This window comes from Enterobacter cloacae (assembly GCF_011078175.1).
Taxonomy (GTDB): Bacteria; Pseudomonadota; Gammaproteobacteria; order Enterobacterales; family Enterobacteriaceae; genus Enterobacter; species Enterobacter cloacae_Q.
In genome coordinates, this window is the sequence record NZ_JAALCJ010000003.1 from 291,842 (window position 1) to 310,431 (window position 18,590).

14 protein-coding genes and 1 pseudogene are annotated in these 18,590 nt (G+C 58.5%); 8 read left to right on the top strand and 7 right to left on the bottom strand.

Annotated elements, in window-relative coordinates:
* Positions 1-38: 38 nt before the first annotated feature.
* Together G6Q29_RS08580 and G6Q29_RS08585 are read right to left on the bottom strand one after the other, a co-directional pair.
* Positions 39-1,160, bottom strand: a complete 1,122-nt coding sequence (locus G6Q29_RS08580; protein WP_165465264.1) for a JmjC domain-containing protein — start codon at positions 1,158-1,160, stop codon at positions 39-41.
* 134 nt (positions 1,161-1,294) lie between these two features.
* Positions 1,295-1,900, bottom strand: a pseudogene (locus tag G6Q29_RS08585) (ATP-dependent Clp protease proteolytic subunit); the annotation flags it as partial.
* An 85-nt stretch (positions 1,901-1,985) separates the two neighbouring features.
* On the opposite strand from G6Q29_RS08585, the gene G6Q29_RS08590 reads away from it, so the two are divergent.
* Positions 1,986-2,372 (top strand): VOC family protein, encoded by a 387-nt coding sequence (locus G6Q29_RS08590; protein WP_165465266.1) that lies wholly within the window; start codon positions 1,986-1,988, stop codon positions 2,370-2,372.
* A 179-nt stretch (positions 2,373-2,551) separates the two neighbouring features.
* Positions 2,552-3,169: a response regulator transcription factor gene (locus G6Q29_RS08595; RefSeq protein WP_165465267.1), complete on the top strand. Its 618-nt coding sequence runs from the start codon at positions 2,552-2,554 to the stop codon at positions 3,167-3,169.
* 3 nt (positions 3,170-3,172) lie between these two features.
* Here the strand turns inward: G6Q29_RS08595 and G6Q29_RS08600 are convergent, their stop codons facing one another.
* The 5 genes from G6Q29_RS08600 to G6Q29_RS08620 all read right to left on the bottom strand — a co-directional run bounded on the left by G6Q29_RS08600 (position 3,173) and on the right by G6Q29_RS08620 (position 10,398).
* Positions 3,173-8,758, bottom strand: coding sequence for a trifunctional serine/threonine-protein kinase/ATP-binding protein/sensor histidine kinase (locus G6Q29_RS08600; RefSeq protein ID WP_165465268.1), 5,586 nt, complete (start codon positions 8,756-8,758; stop codon positions 3,173-3,175).
* Positions 8,759-8,767: 9 nt separating this feature from the next.
* On the bottom strand, positions 8,768-9,148 hold the full coding sequence (locus G6Q29_RS08605) for a response regulator transcription factor (RefSeq protein ID WP_165465269.1): 381 nt from the start codon (positions 9,146-9,148) through the stop codon (positions 8,768-8,770).
* A 23-nt stretch (positions 9,149-9,171) separates the two neighbouring features.
* Entirely contained in the window at positions 9,172-9,432 is a 261-nt protein-coding gene (locus G6Q29_RS08610) for a XapX domain-containing protein (RefSeq protein ID WP_165465270.1), read from the bottom strand.
* On the bottom strand, positions 9,429-9,650 hold the full coding sequence (locus tag G6Q29_RS08615; protein WP_165465271.1) for a DUF1427 family protein: 222 nt from the start codon (positions 9,648-9,650) through the stop codon (positions 9,429-9,431). Before G6Q29_RS08615 ends, G6Q29_RS08610 begins: the two co-directional genes overlap by 4 nt.
* A gap of 61 nt (positions 9,651-9,711) precedes the next feature.
* Positions 9,712-10,398, bottom strand: a complete 687-nt coding sequence (locus G6Q29_RS08620) for a hydrolase (RefSeq protein ID WP_023331928.1) — start codon at positions 10,396-10,398, stop codon at positions 9,712-9,714.
* A 219-nt stretch (positions 10,399-10,617) separates the two neighbouring features.
* On the opposite strand from G6Q29_RS08620, the gene G6Q29_RS08625 reads away from it, so the two are divergent.
* The 6 genes from G6Q29_RS08625 to mcrC all read left to right on the top strand — a co-directional run bounded on the left by G6Q29_RS08625 (position 10,618) and on the right by mcrC (position 18,572).
* A complete protein-coding gene (locus tag G6Q29_RS08625; protein ID WP_165465272.1) occupies positions 10,618-12,489 on the top strand; it encodes an amidohydrolase in 1,872 nt (623 codons plus the stop codon).
* Positions 12,489-12,896, top strand: a complete 408-nt coding sequence (locus tag G6Q29_RS08630) for a DoxX family protein (RefSeq protein ID WP_165465273.1) — start codon at positions 12,489-12,491, stop codon at positions 12,894-12,896. The genes G6Q29_RS08625 and G6Q29_RS08630 overlap by 1 nt, the downstream gene beginning before the upstream one ends.
* The gene (locus G6Q29_RS08635; RefSeq protein WP_165465274.1) at positions 12,893-14,512 is read left to right on the top strand and encodes an MFS transporter; all 1,620 of its coding nucleotides are present in this window, start codon (positions 12,893-12,895) and stop codon (positions 14,510-14,512) included. Before G6Q29_RS08630 ends, G6Q29_RS08635 begins: the two co-directional genes overlap by 4 nt.
* A gap of 24 nt (positions 14,513-14,536) precedes the next feature.
* Positions 14,537-15,358, top strand: coding sequence for an alpha/beta fold hydrolase (locus tag G6Q29_RS08640; RefSeq protein ID WP_165465275.1), 822 nt, complete (start codon positions 14,537-14,539; stop codon positions 15,356-15,358).
* A gap of 131 nt (positions 15,359-15,489) precedes the next feature.
* Complete coding sequence (locus G6Q29_RS08645) at positions 15,490-17,442, top strand: AAA family ATPase (protein WP_165465276.1); 1,953 nt, start codon at positions 15,490-15,492, stop codon at positions 17,440-17,442.
* On the top strand, positions 17,439-18,572 hold the full coding sequence (gene mcrC, locus G6Q29_RS08650; protein WP_165465277.1) for a 5-methylcytosine-specific restriction endonuclease system specificity protein McrC: 1,134 nt from the start codon (positions 17,439-17,441) through the stop codon (positions 18,570-18,572). Before G6Q29_RS08645 ends, mcrC begins: the two co-directional genes overlap by 4 nt.
* The last annotated feature ends 18 nt before the right edge of the window (positions 18,573-18,590 follow it).

The window sequence follows — 18,590 nt, forward strand, 5'->3', positions numbered from 1 at the left end:
ACGTAGCGGCGTTTAGCCAGGCTAAACGCCGCCTTCTGTTACTCGTCGAAGTACCAGTATCCCTGGTTAATTAATCCGGTCAGTTCTTCCACAAACGCCGGATTATTCAGCGCCTCGCCCAGCTCAGCCTGACCGAGCTCGGTATAGCGGCACAGCGCATCCGCCGCGTTCGCATCCACCGTTTCAAGCTGTTCGCTGTTGATAAAGAAGCTGCCGTTAATGTTCAACACGCGCAACCCGCTCAGGCGGGAAAGCGTTTCGCCCCCTTGCAGCGCGTCGAGCACCTCTTCTGCGGAATACGGCGGCTCGGCGGCGGCAATATCCAGTTCGTGACGCGGCGTGGAAACGAAGCTGCCAAACCATTTCGTGAAATCATCCGGTTTGTTAATCATATCGATCATCATCTGGCGGATACGTTCGAGCTCGTACTGCTCCACGCGACCAGGGTGTTCGCGGCAGGCCAGATCCGGATCGCTGTAGTGTTCGCCGCCCAGATCGTTTTCCAGCGCGTAGTCAGCAAAGCTGCTGATCAGATCGCGACCGTTCGGCCCGCGGAAACCGACAGAGTAATTGAGCGCCGTTTCATGGGTGAAGCCGTCATGCGGGAATCCAGGCGGAATATAAAGGATATCACCCGGTGCCAGATCTTCGTCGATGATCGGCTCAAAAGGATCAACATGCAGCAGAGCCGGATGCGGACAGAACTGACGCATCGGCAGTTTGTCACCCACGCGCCAGCGGCGGCTCCCCATTCCCTGGATAATAAACACATCATACTGATCGATATGCGGCCCTACGCCGCCGCCCGGCACGGAGAAGGAGATCATCAGATCATCAAGACGCCAGTCCGGCAACACGCGGAACGGACGCACCAGCTCTGCGGCGGGCATATGCCAGTGGTTCACCGCCTGCGCCAGCAGCGACCAGCCCGTTTCACCGAGATTATCGAAATGCTCAAACGGGCCATTGCTCGCCTGCCACTTGCCGTTAGCATGGCTTACCAGGCGGCTATCGACTTCCGGCTCCATCGCCAGACCTGCCAGTTCATCAGGGGTAATGGGGTCGACAAAATTCGGGAAGGCATTTTTCAGCACAACCGGTTGTTTTTGCCAGTATTTTTCAAGAAATTCCGGCCAGTTCAGGTTCAGTTGATACGCCATGGTTAGCACCAGTGAGAGGGGAAACAGGCGCGATTATAGAAGAGACGGCTAAGGGGGAACTTGTCATGGGTCAATCGAGCGCGTGTAGGTCGGGTAAGGCGAAGCCTCCACCCGACGCACACGCGGGCTAAACCTTAATCCAGGTTCAGCTCGTCATAATGGGCGATCAGTTTACCCACGATGCCGTAGTCCAGCGCTTCCGCCGGTGACATCCAGAAGTTACGGTCGGTGTCTTTCTTCACTTTCTCCAGCGGCTGGCCGGTGGCGTCAGCAATCAGCTTGTTCACGCGTTCCAGCATGCGGATGATCTCACGCGCTTCGATCTCGATATCCGTTGCCTGACCGCGCACGCCGCCCAGCGGCTGGTGGATCATAAAGCGGGTATTCGGCAGCGAGTAGCGGTGCTCTTTTTTCGCCGCCAGGAAGATGGTTATCCCGGCGCTCGCCACCCAGCCGGTGCCGATCACGTGCACTTCCGGACGGATAAACTTAATGAAGTCGTGGATGGTATCGCCCGCTTCCACGTGGCCGCCCTGACTGTTGATGTACAGCTTGATCGGATCGTTGCTAACGCTTTGCAGCAGGATCATCTGAGTGATGACCTTCTGGGCCAGCTCCTGGTTAATCTCTCCGGAGATGACAATCGAACGGGATTCCAGCAGTTTTTGCTGTAGAGCGCCCGCGCCGTTTGTTCCTTCCGCTTTTTCCTTGTCGCTTTCTTTCAGTGTGTAGTGCATTGTTGTTTCCTCAGCTTGTCGCGCTCAAAACCAGAGTGTAGCCTGTTTTACCGTTGAAAGTCCTCACAGACAAATAACGAGGTATCTTATGAATATTGCGCATGTCGCACTCTGGACCCGCAGCCTGGACGCACAGGTTCAGTTCTGGGAAACGGTGTTTGGCGGCCGCAGTAATGACCGCTACGTCAGTAAAAATCGTCCGGGATTCGAATCCCACTTTATTACCCTGGATGACGGGCCGACCATCGAGCTGATGACGCTGCCGGGCCTGCCCGCAGCCCCTTCGCACCCGGAGTTTCTCGGCTGGGCGCACATCGCCATCAACGTCGGCAGCAAGGCGCAGGTGGACAGTATGGCAGCGCAGGCCCAGGCAAGCGGCTCCCTGCTCAGCGCCCCGCGCATGACCGGGGACGGTTTCTATGAAGCGGTGATCGCGGACCCGGACGGCAACCGCATTGAGCTTGTCGGTGCATAAAAACAGCGTTTCGTTCCTTCACGTCCACCGCCCCAGCTCGCTATACTTCATACCGTTATCATATTGTTAAATGATAATGATATTTAATGTGTTAAGATGAAAGTCAGCATAAACAGTCTCTTACGTAGCCGTAGTGATTGTTTACATCCTCGACCTTTAAATCAACACCGGGGCGGTGAATGGAACACATTGTTTATGTGGTTGATGACGATGACACAGTCAGGCAGTCCGTTGTCAGGCTGCTCGAATCAGCGGATATACACGCCCTTGGCTTTTCCTCAGCAGAAGCCTTTCTCAGTTATCCCTTTGAGGATCTGCCCTCCTGCGTGATCCTTGATATGCAAATGCCGACAATAACCGGGTTTGATGTCGCAGATGCGCTGAAAGCCAGCGGGCGGGAAATACCGATCATCTTTCTCACCGGTCACGGCACCATCCCTATGTCCGTCCGGGCGATCAAAGGCGGGGCCTACGAGTTTCTCACTAAACCCGTTGAGTCCAGCGCGCTAATCGGCTCCATCGAATCCGCGCTCAGGCTGGCACAGCACAACGCTGCCCGCGTCAAAGAGCACTTTGCCCTGAAACAGCGCCACATGTCCCTCACGCCGCGCGAGCGTGAGGTGCTAGAGCTTGCCATCAGCGGCAAGCTCAACAAGCAGATCGCCGCCGAGCTGGGCGTCAGTGAAATTACGGTGAAAGTGCACCGCCGCCGGGTGATGGAGAAAATGCAGGTCCGCTCCGTGGCCGAGCTGGTCAGGGCGGTCGAACGTCTGACCAAACATCAGCCAGCGGAGTAACCGTTACTCATCCTGTCCGGCAAGCGGCAACGATAAGGTAAACACCGTGCCGTACGGCTCTCTGCGACGCGCGCTCAGCTTCCCCCGGTGCCGTTCAATAATGCTGGCGCTGATGGTCAGCCCCATCCCCATTCCCTGCGCTTTGGTCGAGTAGAACGAGTCAAAGATCCGCTCGGTGAGCGCCGGCTCAATGCCGCTGCCGGTATCGGCGATCTCGACGTTCACTTTCCCCTCGGTACAGTTCGCGGTGGAGATCGTAATACTGCACGGGCGATCTCTCACCTCGGCCATTGCCTCTACCGCATTCATCACCAGATTCAGCAGCACCTGCTGGATCTGCACACTGTCCCCGGTGATAAAGCTGTTGCTGGCGTTCAACAGATAATCAACGCTAATGTGTCGCTGCTCCAGCTCGCTGCGGGAGAGCGTGAGGATATGGTGGATAAGGTAGTGCATGTCGATGCGCAAGAAGGTGGGGTCCTGTTTGCGCGTCAGGGACTGAATGCTGCGAATGATCTCCCCTGCCCGCTCGCCCTCGGCGGCAATCTCCTCCAGCCCCTCACGCACTTTGTCCAGCCGCGCCGGATCGCGGTTGAGCCAGCGCAGGCTTGCCCCGGCATTCGAGACAATCGACATCAGCGGCTGGTTGATCTCGTGGGCGATCGAGGAGGTCAGTTGTCCGACGGTAGTGGCCCGGGAGACCCGCGCCAGATCCGCCTGCGCCACCCGCATCGCATCTTCCGCCGCCCGCTGGCTGGTGATGTCGGTAATGATGCCGTAATACTCATTCACCTCGCTGCCTACGCCCACCGGATCGCCAATCCCAAGAATGTAGCGAACGGTACCGTCGGTGCGAATAATGCGAAACTCCGCGCGCATCGACAGCCCGTCACGCACGCTCTGATTAACGAGGGTACTGATCCGGCCATAGTCGTCCTCATGTACGAAGGTCAAAAACTCCGCCATGGAGATCATCTTTTGCTGCTCCGGCAGGCCAAGAATACGGGCGTACTCTTCGGACATAAACATCAGATCCTGCACCAGCTCCCAGCGCCAGCTGCCGGTGTGGCTGATCTGCTCGCCCAGCATCAGCGAGGTCTGGCTGGCGCGCAGCTCTTTCTCCACCCGTCGGCGCTGGATGTTTTCCGCCAGCAACTCGGCGTAGAGCCGCGCTGTCTCCAGCGAAACCGCTGCCTGCGCGCCCAGCAGGCTGACCACGCGCGAATGTTCGGCGGTAAACACTTCCGGCATCAGGCGGTTTTCCAGATACAGTACCCCCACCAGCCGCGCCTGTTTGAACATGGGCACGCACATCACGGCGGCGCCGGACGTCACCAGATAAGGATCCTGGCTGAACGGGTGAAACGCCTCCGGTTTGCCGGTGCGGATCTCCTGACCGGTGCGGATCACCGCGGCCAGCACCGACAGCGGCATGTCCGTTGCCATCGGTAACGCTTTCAGGATGCGCACCCGCACCCCGTCGGTACTGGTCCAGGCGCTGGCTTCAATCTCCGGGATGTGATTATCGCTGACGCGCAGCAGCAGACCACGCTGCGCCCCGGCCCGTTCAAGCAGCAGCGTCATCAGGTTTTCGATTAAACGTTCAAGATTGATTTCTTCGGACAAGGCGCGAGAGGCTTTGATGACGCTTTGTAAATCGCGAATCACCTCGTTCTGGGCGAACGCCGCCGTGTCATACACGCGGCTCTGCCCGGAGGCCAGCAGATGCGGGAAATCCTGCTCCAGCTGGCGCACCTTGGCCTGCGCCCCAACGCGCCCCCAGGCGGCAATCGCGCCGCGGAAATGGGCGTCGGAGGCGGTCGGGTAGCCGCAGGCCAGCGAGAAATGCCCTGCCAGCTCGTGCGCCAGGGCATTGATTGGGTTAAACCCGCCCTCCCGCGAGAGCCGCACCGCTTTTTCATACTGCTCCAGCGCGATGCTGTTCATGCCGTCCAGACGGACAATTTCAGCATAAATCAGCGCCTCTTTATCGGCAAACGTACCCGGATTGACCCGCGCCCAGAGGGCAATTTTGTCGTAATGGTGATGAATACTGCGGCGATAATCCGCCGAAAAGGTCTCCGGTGTGAGCTGACGGGAGAGGGCCAGCGCGCTGTAAAAATGGTAATCGAGCAGGTGAATATGACCCGGCGCGGACCACGCATACCAGCCCGCCATCTCTAAATCCGCCTGCGCGTCGGCGTATTCGCCGCAGGTAAAGTGCGCCATCCCGCGATAGAGCCAGTACCAGAACAGCATGGTCGAGGTCTGCTCGGGCGCCTGCTCCGGCGGCGCGGGCAGCAAATCATCAGGCAGCGCCTGGACAGCGCTCCATGTGCCCGTCACCGGCGTGCGTAAAAACTCCACGTAGCGGCGCTGAATGTGCAGAACGGTTTCAATGTCCTGAAAATCCGTTTTGCGCACAAAGGCCAGACCGCGATCGATGCTGGTCAGCACGCCATCCAGATGATCGCCCCGGGAGAGGAAGTTAATGATCTGATGACAGGCCGCGAAGCAGGCCATCGTCATGTCGCCGTGGGTCACCGCCGAGGTAAAGCAGGCTTTCGCACACTCAATCGTGTACGACAGCGGCTGGGTCCAGACGCTGAGCTGGTCGAGCGGCAGCAGGGTTTTGGCTTCATAGGCGTCATAGCCGTGGCGGTTCACCAGCTCGCGAGCCAGCGTGCCATACTCAAACCCGAGACGGTATTCGGCGTAGCGGTGGCCAATCAGCACGCCAAACCAGGCCATCGCCGTGGTGGAAGCGCCGGTTATGCCATGATCGAGCGTCAGGTGCATCATCCGGCACAGGAGTAAAAAATGCAGACGGGGGCAGGTAAAGCTGGCGAATATACTGGCGCTGTAAAGCAGGTTCATCACCGCTTCGGTCTCTGCGCTTTCCATCAGTTGAAGCTGAGAAAACGGGTTCTGCGGCGCGTCGGCGGTGCGTTGACAGAACTGCTGCCAGGCCTCGTCACATTCAGCATTTTCCGGGTGGCGGCTGATCTGGATCCCGAACACGCCCAGCCAGCATAGTGACGCCTCCAGCGCCAGGCGGATCTCCGACTGGCGCATATACACTTCCGCCAGCAGGTTGGCGGCCAGCGCTTTTTCCGTCAGCCCGCCCGGTGAACCGAGGATCGCATCGCACAGCGCGCGCGTGCGCTCCAGGTGGCCGAGCGCAAACTCACAGCCCGCCTCCTCGATATCCAGCATAAAGTCCGAGACCGGGCCCGCGTTACCCAATGCTCTGGCGGTCTGGATATAGCTTAAGGCGGAGAGGTAATCACCGGTACGCTTCGCACGCCGCGCGGCCTGAAGGCTTAGCTCACGGAATCGCTGCCGCTGTGGCGCAGGCTGGATGCAGCCCAGCGCGGCGCTGACGTGGTGAACCGCGCGGAACAACAGTTCGTTGCCCGCCGTCTGCCGCACGGCATCCGCCAGCAGGCTGGCGGTGGTCAGGTGCAGATGGCCTTTCTCGCCCTCATCAAGCAGGGCAAAGGCGGCTTCCTGCACCCGATCGTGGGTAAAGGCATACTCTTTCTCCGTCAGCACAATCAGCTGAGCGGTAACCGCCGGATGAAGCGCGTAGCGGATTTCCGCCGCCGACTGCCCCACCACGCGGCACAGCATCTCCAGCTCGCCGGTGCAGCCGAGGCAGGCGATGCTGCCCAGCAGACGACGCGTCTCGTCAGGCATCTCCTTAAGCTGCTCCAGCACCAGCGTCACCACGTTTTCAGTGTAGTGCCGGGCGCGGATCGCCTGGAGATCGTAATGCCATTTGCCCTGGTATTTGTTATGCACCACCAGTCCGTCATCGACGACACGGCGGAAGAACTCCTGCACGAACAGCGGGTTGCCGCCGGTTTTTTCATGGATCAACGTGGCAAGATCGGTGGTGCCGGCGCTGCGGGCATGAAAAATTCCCCCGAGCCAGCGCGCCACGGCCTTCACCGACAGCGGCTGCGGGACGATCGTTGAGGCATGTTGCGCCGCCCCCGGCAGGCTCGCCAGCGCGGCCTGCAAGGTGGGATCGGAAAGCGAACTGAGATCGCGGTGCGCCACCACCACCAGCAGCGGGATAGCGCCACAGGTACGCAGCAGGTGATCGAGCGTTTGCAGGCTGGCAGCATCAATCCACTGCACATCATCCAGCACCAGCACCAGCGGCACGCCCTGCGTGGCGAAGGTTTTCACCAGCGCCAGCACCATATGGCTGAAGCGCGCCCGCGCGTCGATGGAAAACGTATCCGCCGAGAAACGCGGTTTATTCTCCAGGAGCAAATTCAACTCCGGCACCAGGCTGACGGCCAGTTCCTCGTAGCCATCCAGTGCACGCGACAGGCGAATTTTCCACGTCGCCACCTCCCCACCCGGCAGCCCGAGCAGGTGCAGAGCAAGCGTCCGAAACGCCGAACTCAGTACGCCGTAGGGCAGCGTGGGTGAATATTGATCGACCTTGCCTACCGCCAGCAGCACCTTGCGCTGTTGCAGCGATTTCAGCGTGGTGGCAATCACGGAAGATTTGCCGATCCCCGACGGACCGCCAATCTTCACCAGCGCCGGCGTACCGCTCTGGCTGACCTGCTCAAACGCGGCAATGACGTCACTGGCCTGCGGATGCGCAGAGAAAAGCGAATCGGCCAGCTGGATCGCCGGAGAGCGATCCTGCTGGCCAGGAATAAAGTCGACGATCTCGCCTTCGGCGGTCAGCGTCGCCTGGCAACGCCTGAGGTCGGCAATCAGCCCGTCGACGGTCTGATAGCGACTCTCCGGATTCTTCTCCAGCAGCTTAAGGATAATGGTCGACAGCATGCCGGGTACATCCGGACGCACACGCCCCGGCGCAAGCGGCTCAGAGGCAATGTGGTAATGCGCCCAGTTAGTCTGGTCATCGGCACTCAGTTCAAACGGCAATCGCCCGGTCAGAATTTCATAAAGCACGATACCCAGACTGTAGAGATCGCTCCGGCTGTCAACGGCACGTTGGGTACGCGTGGTATGTTCCGGTGACATGTAGGCGGGCGTGCCGCCAGACGCGGCAAGCCGGGTCCGGGAGAACGCGTCGGAAGTGTCGCAGGAGAGGCCAAAGCTGCACAGACGGCAGGTGGCGTCGTGATGAACGAAGATCGACCCGGGTTTGATATCGCCGTGGATCAGGTTGTGCAGATGCATCTGCCGCAGGGGACCGCAGATGCGGATCGCCATCTCAATAAAGCGTGAGATCCCGGAAATCGCCTTACCTGCCCGGCACGCCAGCAGTTCAAAGCAGAACGGCGCGTAGACCAGCGCAAAACGTCCTCGATACTGGGTCGAGGCGACGGGCCGGATAGCCCAGCCGTCATGAAGCCGATCGCGCAGGGCAAACTCGTTTTTCAGCAGCCGGGTGGCCCGTTCCTCTTCTTCATCGCTGACCGCGGTGGCAATAATAAACGAACCGCCGGACTGGGGATGCCGCCCGTTCATCCAGGAGATGCCGCCCTCCTGCGCCAGCACGGTAAAAATGACATCCTCTTTCAGAACAAAAGCCCGCCCTTCATGGAGACTTCCCCGGGCGGGCCAAAATGCAGGCGACGTATGTTCGTTCATCCGCGATCCTTATTGTCGGCGGGTCAGCTCCCGCTGAATATGATCCAGCAGAATATCGATGTTAATCGGCTTACGCAAAAATGCAGCGGCCCCCAGACTGAGTGCATACCGCTGCATATTTTCATCAGCATGACCGGAGATAAACAGTATTGGCGGCGGCGGCGTAACCAGCAACCGTAGCTTCTCAAACAGCTCGATGCCGTTCATGCCGCGCAGCTTGATGTCGGTGATCACCAGCGACGCGCCGGACAGGGCGAGAGGGTGGCTCAAAAACACCTCTGCCGAATCGAAGGTATCGGTAGCATACCCTTCCGATTGCAGCAGATTACTGAGTCCGCTGCGAACAGAGCGTTCGTCATCAATGATGGCAATGCGCCACGGCAGCGTCATGCTGTCTTTCCTCAAACAAATCGTTACGCGTCGCGGCTTTCCTTCGCGCGCGCTGGGGGCGTGGTACCGCTGATCTTCGGTACGCATTCATGACGAAACCAGGCCAGGGTCAGCGGTTCGCGGCTCACCAGGCGACGTCCGATGGGGATCAGCTGTTCACCCACCAGCATACCGAACAGGCCAAGCAGCGCGACCACCGGCGGCGCCGGGGAATGCACGTCGAGCAGAGCGTAAATTACCCCAGCCGCGACACCGCACACCAGCGAAATAATCCAGGCCTTCATGATGACGCTCCGCTCGGGGGCTGAACGTGGGGAACCGTCACCTGCACGCCAGCGGGATTATCGCGGGATAAAAGATGACGCATTGCCTGTTCACCTGCCAGCATCCCCAGCAGGCCAATCAGCGCCAGCGCGGGCGGCGCGGGGGAGCGAACCTTTAACACGGCATACATCAGGCCAATCAGCACGCCAGCCGCGAGGGATATCAACCCTGTACTCATCGTGAACTCCAGAGAAAGAATCAGCGGCGAGCCGGATGAGGGACCAGCCCGCCGCCGGGATTTAGCGGGCCGGAACCGGCGCTAAGGTACGGTGCTCGCTCTTCTGGCGAGACGGTGCTTTGTGTACCATCGTGTAGGCGTAATCCACGCCCATGCCGTAGGCGCCGGAGTGCTCGCGCACGATGTCCATCACTGCGGTGTAGGTCTCTTTACGCGCCCAGTCGCGCTGCCACTCCAGCATCACCTGCTGCCAGGTCACCGGGATCACGCCCGCCTGGATCATGCGCTGCATCGCGAAATCGTGGGCTTCTTTGGAGGTACCGCCGGACGCGTCCGCCACCATGTAAATTTCGTAATCGCCTTCCAGCATCGCGCACAGGGCAAAGCTGTTGTTGCACACTTCGGTCCACAGACCGGCAACCACCACCTTCTTCTTGCCGTTGGCCTTCAGCGCGTCACGCACCTTCTGGTCGTCCCAGGAGTTCATGGAGGTACGCTCCAGAATGTCCTGGCCCGGGAACACGTCCAGCAGCTCCGGATAGGTATTACCGGAGAAGCTTTCGGTCTCGACGGTGGTGATGATGGTTGGGATGTTGAACACCTTTGCCGCTTTCGCCAGCGCCACGGTGTTGTTTTTCAGCACCTGGCGGTCAATCGACTGCACGCCAAACGCCATCTGAGGCTGGTGATCGATAAAGATAATCTGACAGTTCGCAGGGGTTAACACTTCGAGCTTTGAAGAGGTCATAGCATTTTCCAGTGGTTAAGGGGAGAAATCGTCGCGAGTGCCGCGGCGATAAAGTCACCCTCATCCTGCGGTTTATCGCCCCTGGGCGTAATTATCTCTTCGTATAGTTAACCTTAGGTATAGTTATACTTTGGTATACCTATCCTATTGTATAACTGGATCTTTGCCGAAACCGGTTCCCATAATCCTGACCATTCCCCCTCTCAGTCTGGAGCAGTTATGGTTACCCTCGGTAAAGCCGATCTCATTCTGGTTAACGGCCAGTTTCATACCGTCGATCGCGAAAATCCCATCGCGGAAGCCGTTGCCGTGCGCGATGGAAAATTTCTGGAAGTGGGTACCGCTGCCGAGGTGATGCAACACCACTGCGACGGTACGAAAGTGGTCGATTTGAAAGGCCACACCGCCATCCCCGGGCTGAACGACTCGCACCTGCACCTCATTCGCGGCGGGCTGAACTACAACCTCGAGCTGCGCTGGGAAGGCGTGCCGTCGCTCGCCGATGCCCTGCGGATGCTGAAAGAGCAGGCCCTGCGCACGCCGTCGCCGCAGTGGGTACGGGTGGTGGGCGGCTGGACCGAGTTCCAGTTTGCCGAACGCCGCATGCCGACGCTGGACGAGATCAACGCCGCCGCGCCGGACACCCCGGTTTTCATCCTGCACCTCTACGACCGCGCCCTGCTCAACCGCGCCGCGCTGAAGGTGGTCGGCTACACCAAAGACACGCCGAACCCGCCGGGCGGCGAGATCCAGCGTGACGCCAACGGCAACCCGACCGGGATGCTGATTGCTCGTCCGAACGCCATGATTTTGTACGCCACGCTGGCGAAAGGGCCGAAGCTGCCGCTGGAGCAGCAGGTTAACTCCACGCGGCAGTTTATGCGCGAGCTGAACCGTCTGGGGCTGACCAGCGCCATCGACGCGGGCGGCGGCTTCCAGAACTACCCGGAAGATTACGAGGTGATTGCCGAGCTGCACGAGAAGAAGCAGATGACCATCCGCATCGCCTACAACCTGTTTACCCAGCGTCCGGGCCACGAGCTGGAGGACTTTGAGAAATGGACCGACATGCTCACGCCGGGCCAGGGCAGCGACTTCTTCCGCCATAACGGCGCGGGCGAGATGCTGGTCTTCTCCGCCGCCGATTTTGAAGACTTCCTCGAGCCGCGCCCGGACCTCGCGCCGGGCATGGAGGACGAACTTGAGCGCGTGGTGCGCCATCTGGTGGAGCACCGTTGGCCGTTCCGCCTGCACGCCACCTACAACGAGTCCATCAGCCGCATGCTGGACGTGTTCGAGAAGGTGAACCGCGACATTCCGTTCAACGGCCTGCACTGGTTCTTCGACCACGCGGAAACCGTCACCCAGGCCAACATCGACCGCATCAAAGCGCTCGGCGGCGGCATTGCCGTCCAGCACCGTATGGCCTTCCAGGGCGAGTACTTTGCCGAACGCTACGGCATCGAAGCCACCCGCCACACGCCGCCGGTGGCGAAAATGCTCGAGACCGGCGTGCCGGTGGGCTTAGGCACCGACGCCACCCGCGTGGCGAGCTATAACCCGTGGACCGCGCTCTACTGGCTGGTCTCCGGCCGCACCGTCGGCGGGATGCAGATGTACGATCACAGCGCCCGTCTGGATCGCGATACCGCCCTGATGCTCTGGACCCAGGGCAGCGCGTGGTTCTCCAGCGAGCAGGATCAAAAGGGGCAGATTAAAGTCGGCCAGCTCGCGGATCTGGCGGTGCTCAGCAAAGACTACTTCCGCGTGCCGGAAGAGGAGATCAAGGGCATCGAGTCCGTCCTCACCGTAGTGAACGGCGATATCGTCTACGCGGCAGGCGCCTTTGGCCCGCTCGCCCCACCGGCCATTCCGGTCCTGCCCGAGTGGTCCCCGGTGGTCAAGGTGCCGGGCCACTACCGCAGCGCGCCGCCGCAGGCCGCACGCGTGGGTATGAGTGTGGCTCACCACTGTAGCGGCCCGTGCGGGGTTCACCGCCACCAGCATGATTTTGCCCGCACGTCAGCGATGCCGGTCTCCGACGATAACGCTTTCTGGGGGGCGCTGGGTTGCAGCTGCTTTGCATTCTGATGAAACAAAATGACGCTTCGCCCCGGATCGATCCGGGGCTGTTCTTTCTGCGCCTGACCGGCAGCCTGCTGTTGCTTTACGTGCACGGCCTGCCGAAGGTGCTGCACTTTAGCGAAGAGCTGACGCGCATCGAAGATCCGTTCGGCTTCGGGCCGTATGCCAGTCTGATCCCGGCCATCGTCGCCGAGGTGATTTGCCCGGTGTTTATCATTGCGGGGGTTTACACCCGTCTGGCGTGCCTGCCGATTATCGCCGTGCTGCTGGTGGCGATGCTGGCGGTCCACCCGACCTGGTCGATTGCCGAAGGGCAGTTTGGCTGGCTATTGCTGATTATCTTCACCACCCTTGCCCTCACCGGACCGGGCCAGTGGCGATTGCAGCGTAAGGCAGCGGAGAGGTTCGCATGACCCAGGTTAACGACGTTCGCGACGCACACGTCGAGACGACGCCCGCACCCACGGTTTCGCCCTGGCAGCCGCTGAGCCAGCCGGTTTTCCGCATGCTGTGGATCGCCACGGTGGTCTCCAACGTCGGCTCATGGATGAGCGACGTCGGCATCAACTGGAGCATGCTGACGCTCAGCGCCGATCCTTTGGACATCGCGCTGGTACAGGCGGCCAGCAGCCTGCCGATGTTCCTTTTCGCCCTGCCGTCCGGGGTGATGGCGGACATCGTTGACCGACGTAAATACCTGCTCTTCTCCCAGCTGTGGGTATTCATTGCCGCCGCCGGGCTGACGCTGCTCTCTTTTACCGGACACGTTACCCCCACCGTGCTCCTGGCGGCGACATTTCTGCTGAGCGTCGGCGCGGCGATGAGCTCGCCGCCGTTCCAGGCGATAGTGCCCGATCTGGTGAGCAAGCCCGAGCTGGGTTCCGCCGTGGCGCTAAACTCGCTCGGGGTAAACATCAGCCGGGCGATTGGCCCCGCGCTGGGTGGTTTTCTGCTGTCGCTAGCCGGACCGTGGATGGTGTTTGCCCTGAACGCGCTCTCCGTGGTGGGCGTGGCGTGGGTGCTGTGGCGCTGGCGTCCGGCGCCGTCAGTGCAGCGTTTGCCACCGGAGCACTTCTTCTCCGCGGTGCGCTCCGGGATTCGCTACGTGCACGCCGCGCCGGTGCTGCGCAACGTGCTGGTGCGCACCGTGGCCTTTTTTGTTTTCGGCAGCGCGGGCTGGGCGTTACTGCCGCTGGTGGCGCGCCGCGAGCTCGGCTTAGGCCCGGCGGGCTACGGCGTGATGCTGGCATGTATCGGCCTGGGCGCCATTGCCGGGGCCATCCTGCTGCCGCGCCTGCGCCAGCGGCTTAACGCCGATCGGCTTATGGTGGCTGCCAGCCTGACGTTTGCGATCACCATGCTGGCGCTGGCATTTGTGCGTCACTTTTGGCTGCTAAACTTGTTTGAGTTCTTTACCGGCTTCGCGTGGATTGCGGTGCTTTCTACCCTCAACCTTGGCGCGCAGCGCAGCGCCGCACGCTGGGTTAAAGCCCGGGCGCTGGCGGTGTATCTGACGGTCTTTTTCGGTTCGATGACCGCAGGCAGCGCCCTCTGGGGCCAGATAGCCTCGCAGTTCGGCACCCCGGCTTCGCTGGTTGTCGCCACGCTGGGCATGGTGCTGGCGAGCACGACGGTGTTCCGCTGGAAACTGGAGAAAGATCCGGATTTAAACCTCGACCTGAGCGGGCAGCCGCTGGACGGGGTGGAGATTGAACTCCCGAACGAGCGTGGCCCGGTGCTGGTCTCGCATGAGTACATCATCGACCCGCAGAACGCGAACGCGTTTTTGCAGGCCGTGCACGAGCTACGCCGGGTGCGCCGCCGCGCCGGGGCGATGAGCTGGGCGGTATACGAGGATATTGAACGTCCGGGTCTGTTCATCGAGACCTTCCTGATGGGTTCCTGGATCGAGCATCTGCGCCAGCAGGAACGCCACACCATGAATGACCTCCTGTTGCAGAGCCGCGTTCTGGCTTTTCATCAGGGCACAACATCACCGGCCATTCGCTATCTGGTCGCGCCGGTATAACCATCACCTGTACAGGAACACACTATGGCAACGTTTAAGGCAAAAGACGGCACGCAGATTTACTACAAAGAAGGCGGCGCGGGAAAACCGGTTCTCTTCAGCCACGGCTGGCCGCTGGATGGAGATATGTGGGACAGCCAGCTGAACTTCCTGGCCGAGCGCGGCTTCCGTGCCATCGCCTTTGACCGTCGCGGGTTTGGGCGTTCGGATCAGCCGTGGAACGGCTATGACTACGATACCTTTGCGTCCGACATTAACGACCTGATCGCCACGCTGGATCTGCGCGACGTGATGCTGGTGGGCTTCTCCATGGGCGGCGGCGACGTGACGCGCTACATCAATAACTACGGCACTGAACGTGTGGCCGGTCTTGCGCTACTGGGCGCGGTAACGCCCATTTTCGGCAAATCCGATAGCTACCCTGAAGGGGTGGATCAGAGCGTGTTCGACGGCATTCGCGACGGACTGCGTAAAGATCGCGCCCAGTTCATCAGCGATTTCGCCACTCCGTTCTACGGCACCAACGCCGGGCAGACCGTTTCTGCCGGTGCCCTGACGCAGACGCTGAACATCGCCCTGCTGGCGTCCCTGAAGGGCACCATCGACTGCGTAACCGCCTTCGCCGAAACCGACTTCCGCCCGGATATGGCGAAAATCGACGTACCGACGCTGGTTATTCACGGCAGCAACGACCAGATCGTGCCGTTTGAAACCACCGGCAAGCTGGCGGCGGAGATGATTAAAAACGCCACGCTGAAGGTGTACGACAACGCGCCGCACGGCTTCGCGCTGACCCACCAGGACCAGCTCAACGAAGACCTGCTGGCGTTTGTGAAGTCGCTGTAAAGTCGTCCAGGGGCATGTCGATCCGGCATGCCCTTATAGATCACTGTTTTAGGTAGTTATTCACTCAGGCTTACAATCCCGTAAAATTCATTCGCCAGGTTACTGAAGCCTGTAATTTTACTGGAGAGCATATGGACGCAGTTGAGCAAGACGTCAGATTCGAATGGGCAGACTTTTATCAGGCTTTTGCCTCTCAGCTACTGACCTGGCGAAATCGAAGAGAAGAGTTGGTGGCGGGTATTCACCGCATTGCTGCTGACATTGGTAGTATGTCACACCTACAGGACAAGCCCGCTAATGGCGTACCCCATCCTTTGAAAGACATTTGTCCTTTCACCACTATGGGCTTGTTTAATCGCTCGCTTACCGTTACCAACCGAAGAAATATCGCAGCCAGCCTGGCAAAACTGATAGGCGTTCGCGAAAAGGTTCCTGAATCGTTCGAAGGTATTCCGCTACTGAACAATCAAAAATCATGGTTCTTTGGCTATGAGAAATCACGTAAGCCTGAAGACATCGATACGCTGTGGGAAATGTTTTCTCAGGCAATCTCCTTCGCCGACACCCCAAACGCCGATCCCGCTGACTTCCTCTTTTCTTATGACGCCGCATCTAACGTGCGCAATGTGGGCTGGAACCTGACGATGGGATTGTACTGGCTACGCCCCTGGTTCTACCCCACGCTGGATAGCCAGTCTCAGTACTACATCCAGAAAGTCCTGAACATTAAAATCATTAAAAAAGGTGCCAAAGGGCGCTGTAGCGGACACAACTATCAGACCGTAGCCCTGGCGCTCAAAAAGGCTTTTACCCAGCCTAACTATCCGGTTCACACCTTCCCCGAACTCTCTCTGGCGGCATGGAATATCGATTTGCAACAGTCAAATGATGAAGTCGAGCGGCTGACATGGAAAGCATATTTGCTCAATAAGATCAAGGCGCTGTGCCTACGAAAAGACAGCCCATTTTTCTCTTTAAGGGAGTTAAAAGAGGCCTATCTGGATGAGATTAAGGCGGATTATCCCAATAACAATACTATTGAATCGTCCATTTCATATTATCTGCAAAAACTACGTGATGATGATGAACTGGAGTTTCAGACCCCCGGCAATTATGAATACCTCAACTTCGATAAAGGTGAATTGCAGAGCATCACCGAGGAAACGGTTGAAGAGAACGTGCCCGCGGAAATCCCCCACAAGCCTTACACGATAAGCAATTTGATCGATGAGGGCTGCTTTTTAGAAGAGGAAAAAATCCAATTCATCCTTCAGCGGTTACAGGCCAAAAAAAACCTGATCCTTCAGGGCCCGCCGGGAACCGGTAAAACCTGGCTTGCACGCCGTCTGGCGTATTGTCTGATGGGCGAGGAAACCTCTAAGCGCATCAGCGCGGTTCAGTTCCACCCTACCCTCTCCTACGAAGACTTTATTCGCGGCTGGCGTCCTAACAATGAAGGACGTTTAGCACTGGTAGACGGGCCTTTTCTACACGCAATCGACAAAGCAGTAAACGATCCGACAACTAAGTACGTGGTCATTATTGAGGAGATTAACCGGGGCAATCCTGCGCAAATTTTTGGCGAAACGCTGACGCTGATGGAGGCGGATAAACGTACGCCGAATGAGGCGCTTGAGCTCTCATATCGATCTGATATGGATGAAAAAACCTATATTCCTGAAAACCTGTATATCATCGGGACGATGAATATCGCTGACCGCTCGCTTGCCCTGCTAGACCTGGCATTACGGCGCCGCTTTGCGTTTATTGATCTAAAGCCCGAGTTTAACGACGCGTGGAAAAAATGGGTTAACCAACGGTTTAATGTGAGCCTGGAAACATTAGCCCTTATCAAATCCAAATTAACCGCGTTAAATGAAAAATTGTCCAGGGATGCGGCCCTGGGCCCTCAATTTTGTATCGGGCATAGCTATGTTACCCCACCTGCGGGGTTGAAAATTGACGACGGGTTGGCCTGGTACGAGCAGGTTGTCGAAACCGAAATCTGCCCTTTACTTGCCGAATACTGGTTTGATGCGCCGGAGAAAGTCCAGGATTCCAGAAAGGAACTTCTCAGCGTATGACCGATCTTGCTGAACGTGACGATACGCAGGCTCGGGCAGCTGTATCGCGTATTCCTTTGCGGAATATCTGGCTATTGATGCTGTACGCCTCCAGTCTGTTTCGCCACCACGGGCGCAGCATGGTTGCCGCTGAAAACAACCCGGAGGAGATCCCGGCGCTGGTGGCCAGGATCCTGCTTCACGAAGTGGAGCAGCGGCTGTTAAGGCATTTAAGTATGGGGTACCAAACTCGCCGCGCCACGCTTAACAGGGTAAGGGGACGCATTGATGTTCTGCGCACAACCAGTCGACAATTGCTTGAGCGGGCACAGGTAGCCTGCCAGTTTCAGGAAATGACGCTGGACACACCACGAAATCGCTATGTTCGCTCTGCGTTAGAGCACCTTGTTCCGCTGCTCAGCAACGACCCGCTGGCTGCACAATGTCGAGCAATGGCAACCAATTTGCGTCGTCGTGGTATCGAGGGAGTTATGCCCAGCAAAGGTGAACTGCCGTCAATCACACGTTTTGGCCGCCACGATGCGGCGGATAAAGCTATGGTAGATGCCGCGAAGCTGGCATTTGAATTATGGCTACCAACCCAAACTGCGGGGCAAAAACTGTTGCCAACGCCGTCTGATGACCCTTACTGGATGCGCAAGCTGTTCGAGAAAAGTATGGCAGGTTTCTATCACTTCCATCTTCCCAAAAAAGACTGGACAGTCGCTGCCGGAAAAGAGTTGAAATGGGGATTAACGTCTCACAGTGTAGGGAGCGAGAGTATTTTCCCAACCATGAACTCGGACATTATTCTTGAGCACAAGCAACCTGCACAGCGCATCATCATCGACACCAAATTCAATAACATTCTGACTAAAGGCTGGTATCGCGATCAGAGCTTGCGCAGCGGTTATATCTACCAGATGTATACCTATCTGCGGACGCAGGAGAACCGGACAGACCCATTATCTCTCCGTTCAGCTGGATTATTACTTCATCCAGCCGTCGATGTCATGCTCTTCGAATTCGTTGAGGTACAGGGGCATAAAATCCACTTTGCCACCGTAGATTTAGCAGCAGATGCCGTCACAATGGCTCAGCAGTTATTGAAATTAGCGCGTGATTGCTGTGGGATAACTGACGTGAATTAAGTTCTGAAATGGACGCCT

Excerpts from the sequence above, each read along its gene's own strand:
- G6Q29_RS08580 (WP_165465264.1), bottom strand. The coding sequence starts at position 1,160 with ATGGCGTATCAACTGAACCTGAACTGGCCGGAATTTCTTGAAAAATAC.
- G6Q29_RS08620 (WP_023331928.1), bottom strand. The coding sequence starts at position 10,398 with ATGACCTCTTCAAAGCTCGAAGTGTTAACCCCTGCGAACTGTCAGATT.
- G6Q29_RS08630 (WP_165465273.1), top strand. The coding sequence starts at position 12,489 with ATGAAACAAAATGACGCTTCGCCCCGGATCGATCCGGGGCTGTTCTTT.
- G6Q29_RS08625 (WP_165465272.1), top strand. The coding sequence starts at position 10,618 with ATGGTTACCCTCGGTAAAGCCGATCTCATTCTGGTTAACGGCCAGTTT.
- G6Q29_RS08590 (WP_165465266.1), top strand. The coding sequence starts at position 1,986 with ATGAATATTGCGCATGTCGCACTCTGGACCCGCAGCCTGGACGCACAG.
- G6Q29_RS08600 (WP_165465268.1), bottom strand. The coding sequence starts at position 8,758 with ATGAACGAACATACGTCGCCTGCATTTTGGCCCGCCCGGGGAAGTCTC.
- G6Q29_RS08610 (WP_165465270.1), bottom strand. The coding sequence starts at position 9,432 with ATGAAGGCCTGGATTATTTCGCTGGTGTGCGGTGTCGCGGCTGGGGTA.
- mcrC (WP_165465277.1), top strand. The coding sequence starts at position 17,439 with ATGACCGATCTTGCTGAACGTGACGATACGCAGGCTCGGGCAGCTGTA.
- G6Q29_RS08605 (WP_165465269.1), bottom strand. The coding sequence starts at position 9,148 with ATGACGCTGCCGTGGCGCATTGCCATCATTGATGACGAACGCTCTGTT.
- G6Q29_RS08595 (WP_165465267.1), top strand. The coding sequence starts at position 2,552 with ATGGAACACATTGTTTATGTGGTTGATGACGATGACACAGTCAGGCAG.
- G6Q29_RS08645 (WP_165465276.1), top strand. The coding sequence starts at position 15,490 with ATGGACGCAGTTGAGCAAGACGTCAGATTCGAATGGGCAGACTTTTAT.
- G6Q29_RS08615 (WP_165465271.1), bottom strand. The coding sequence starts at position 9,650 with ATGAGTACAGGGTTGATATCCCTCGCGGCTGGCGTGCTGATTGGCCTG.
- G6Q29_RS08635 (WP_165465274.1), top strand. The coding sequence starts at position 12,893 with ATGACCCAGGTTAACGACGTTCGCGACGCACACGTCGAGACGACGCCC.
- G6Q29_RS08640 (WP_165465275.1), top strand. The coding sequence starts at position 14,537 with ATGGCAACGTTTAAGGCAAAAGACGGCACGCAGATTTACTACAAAGAA.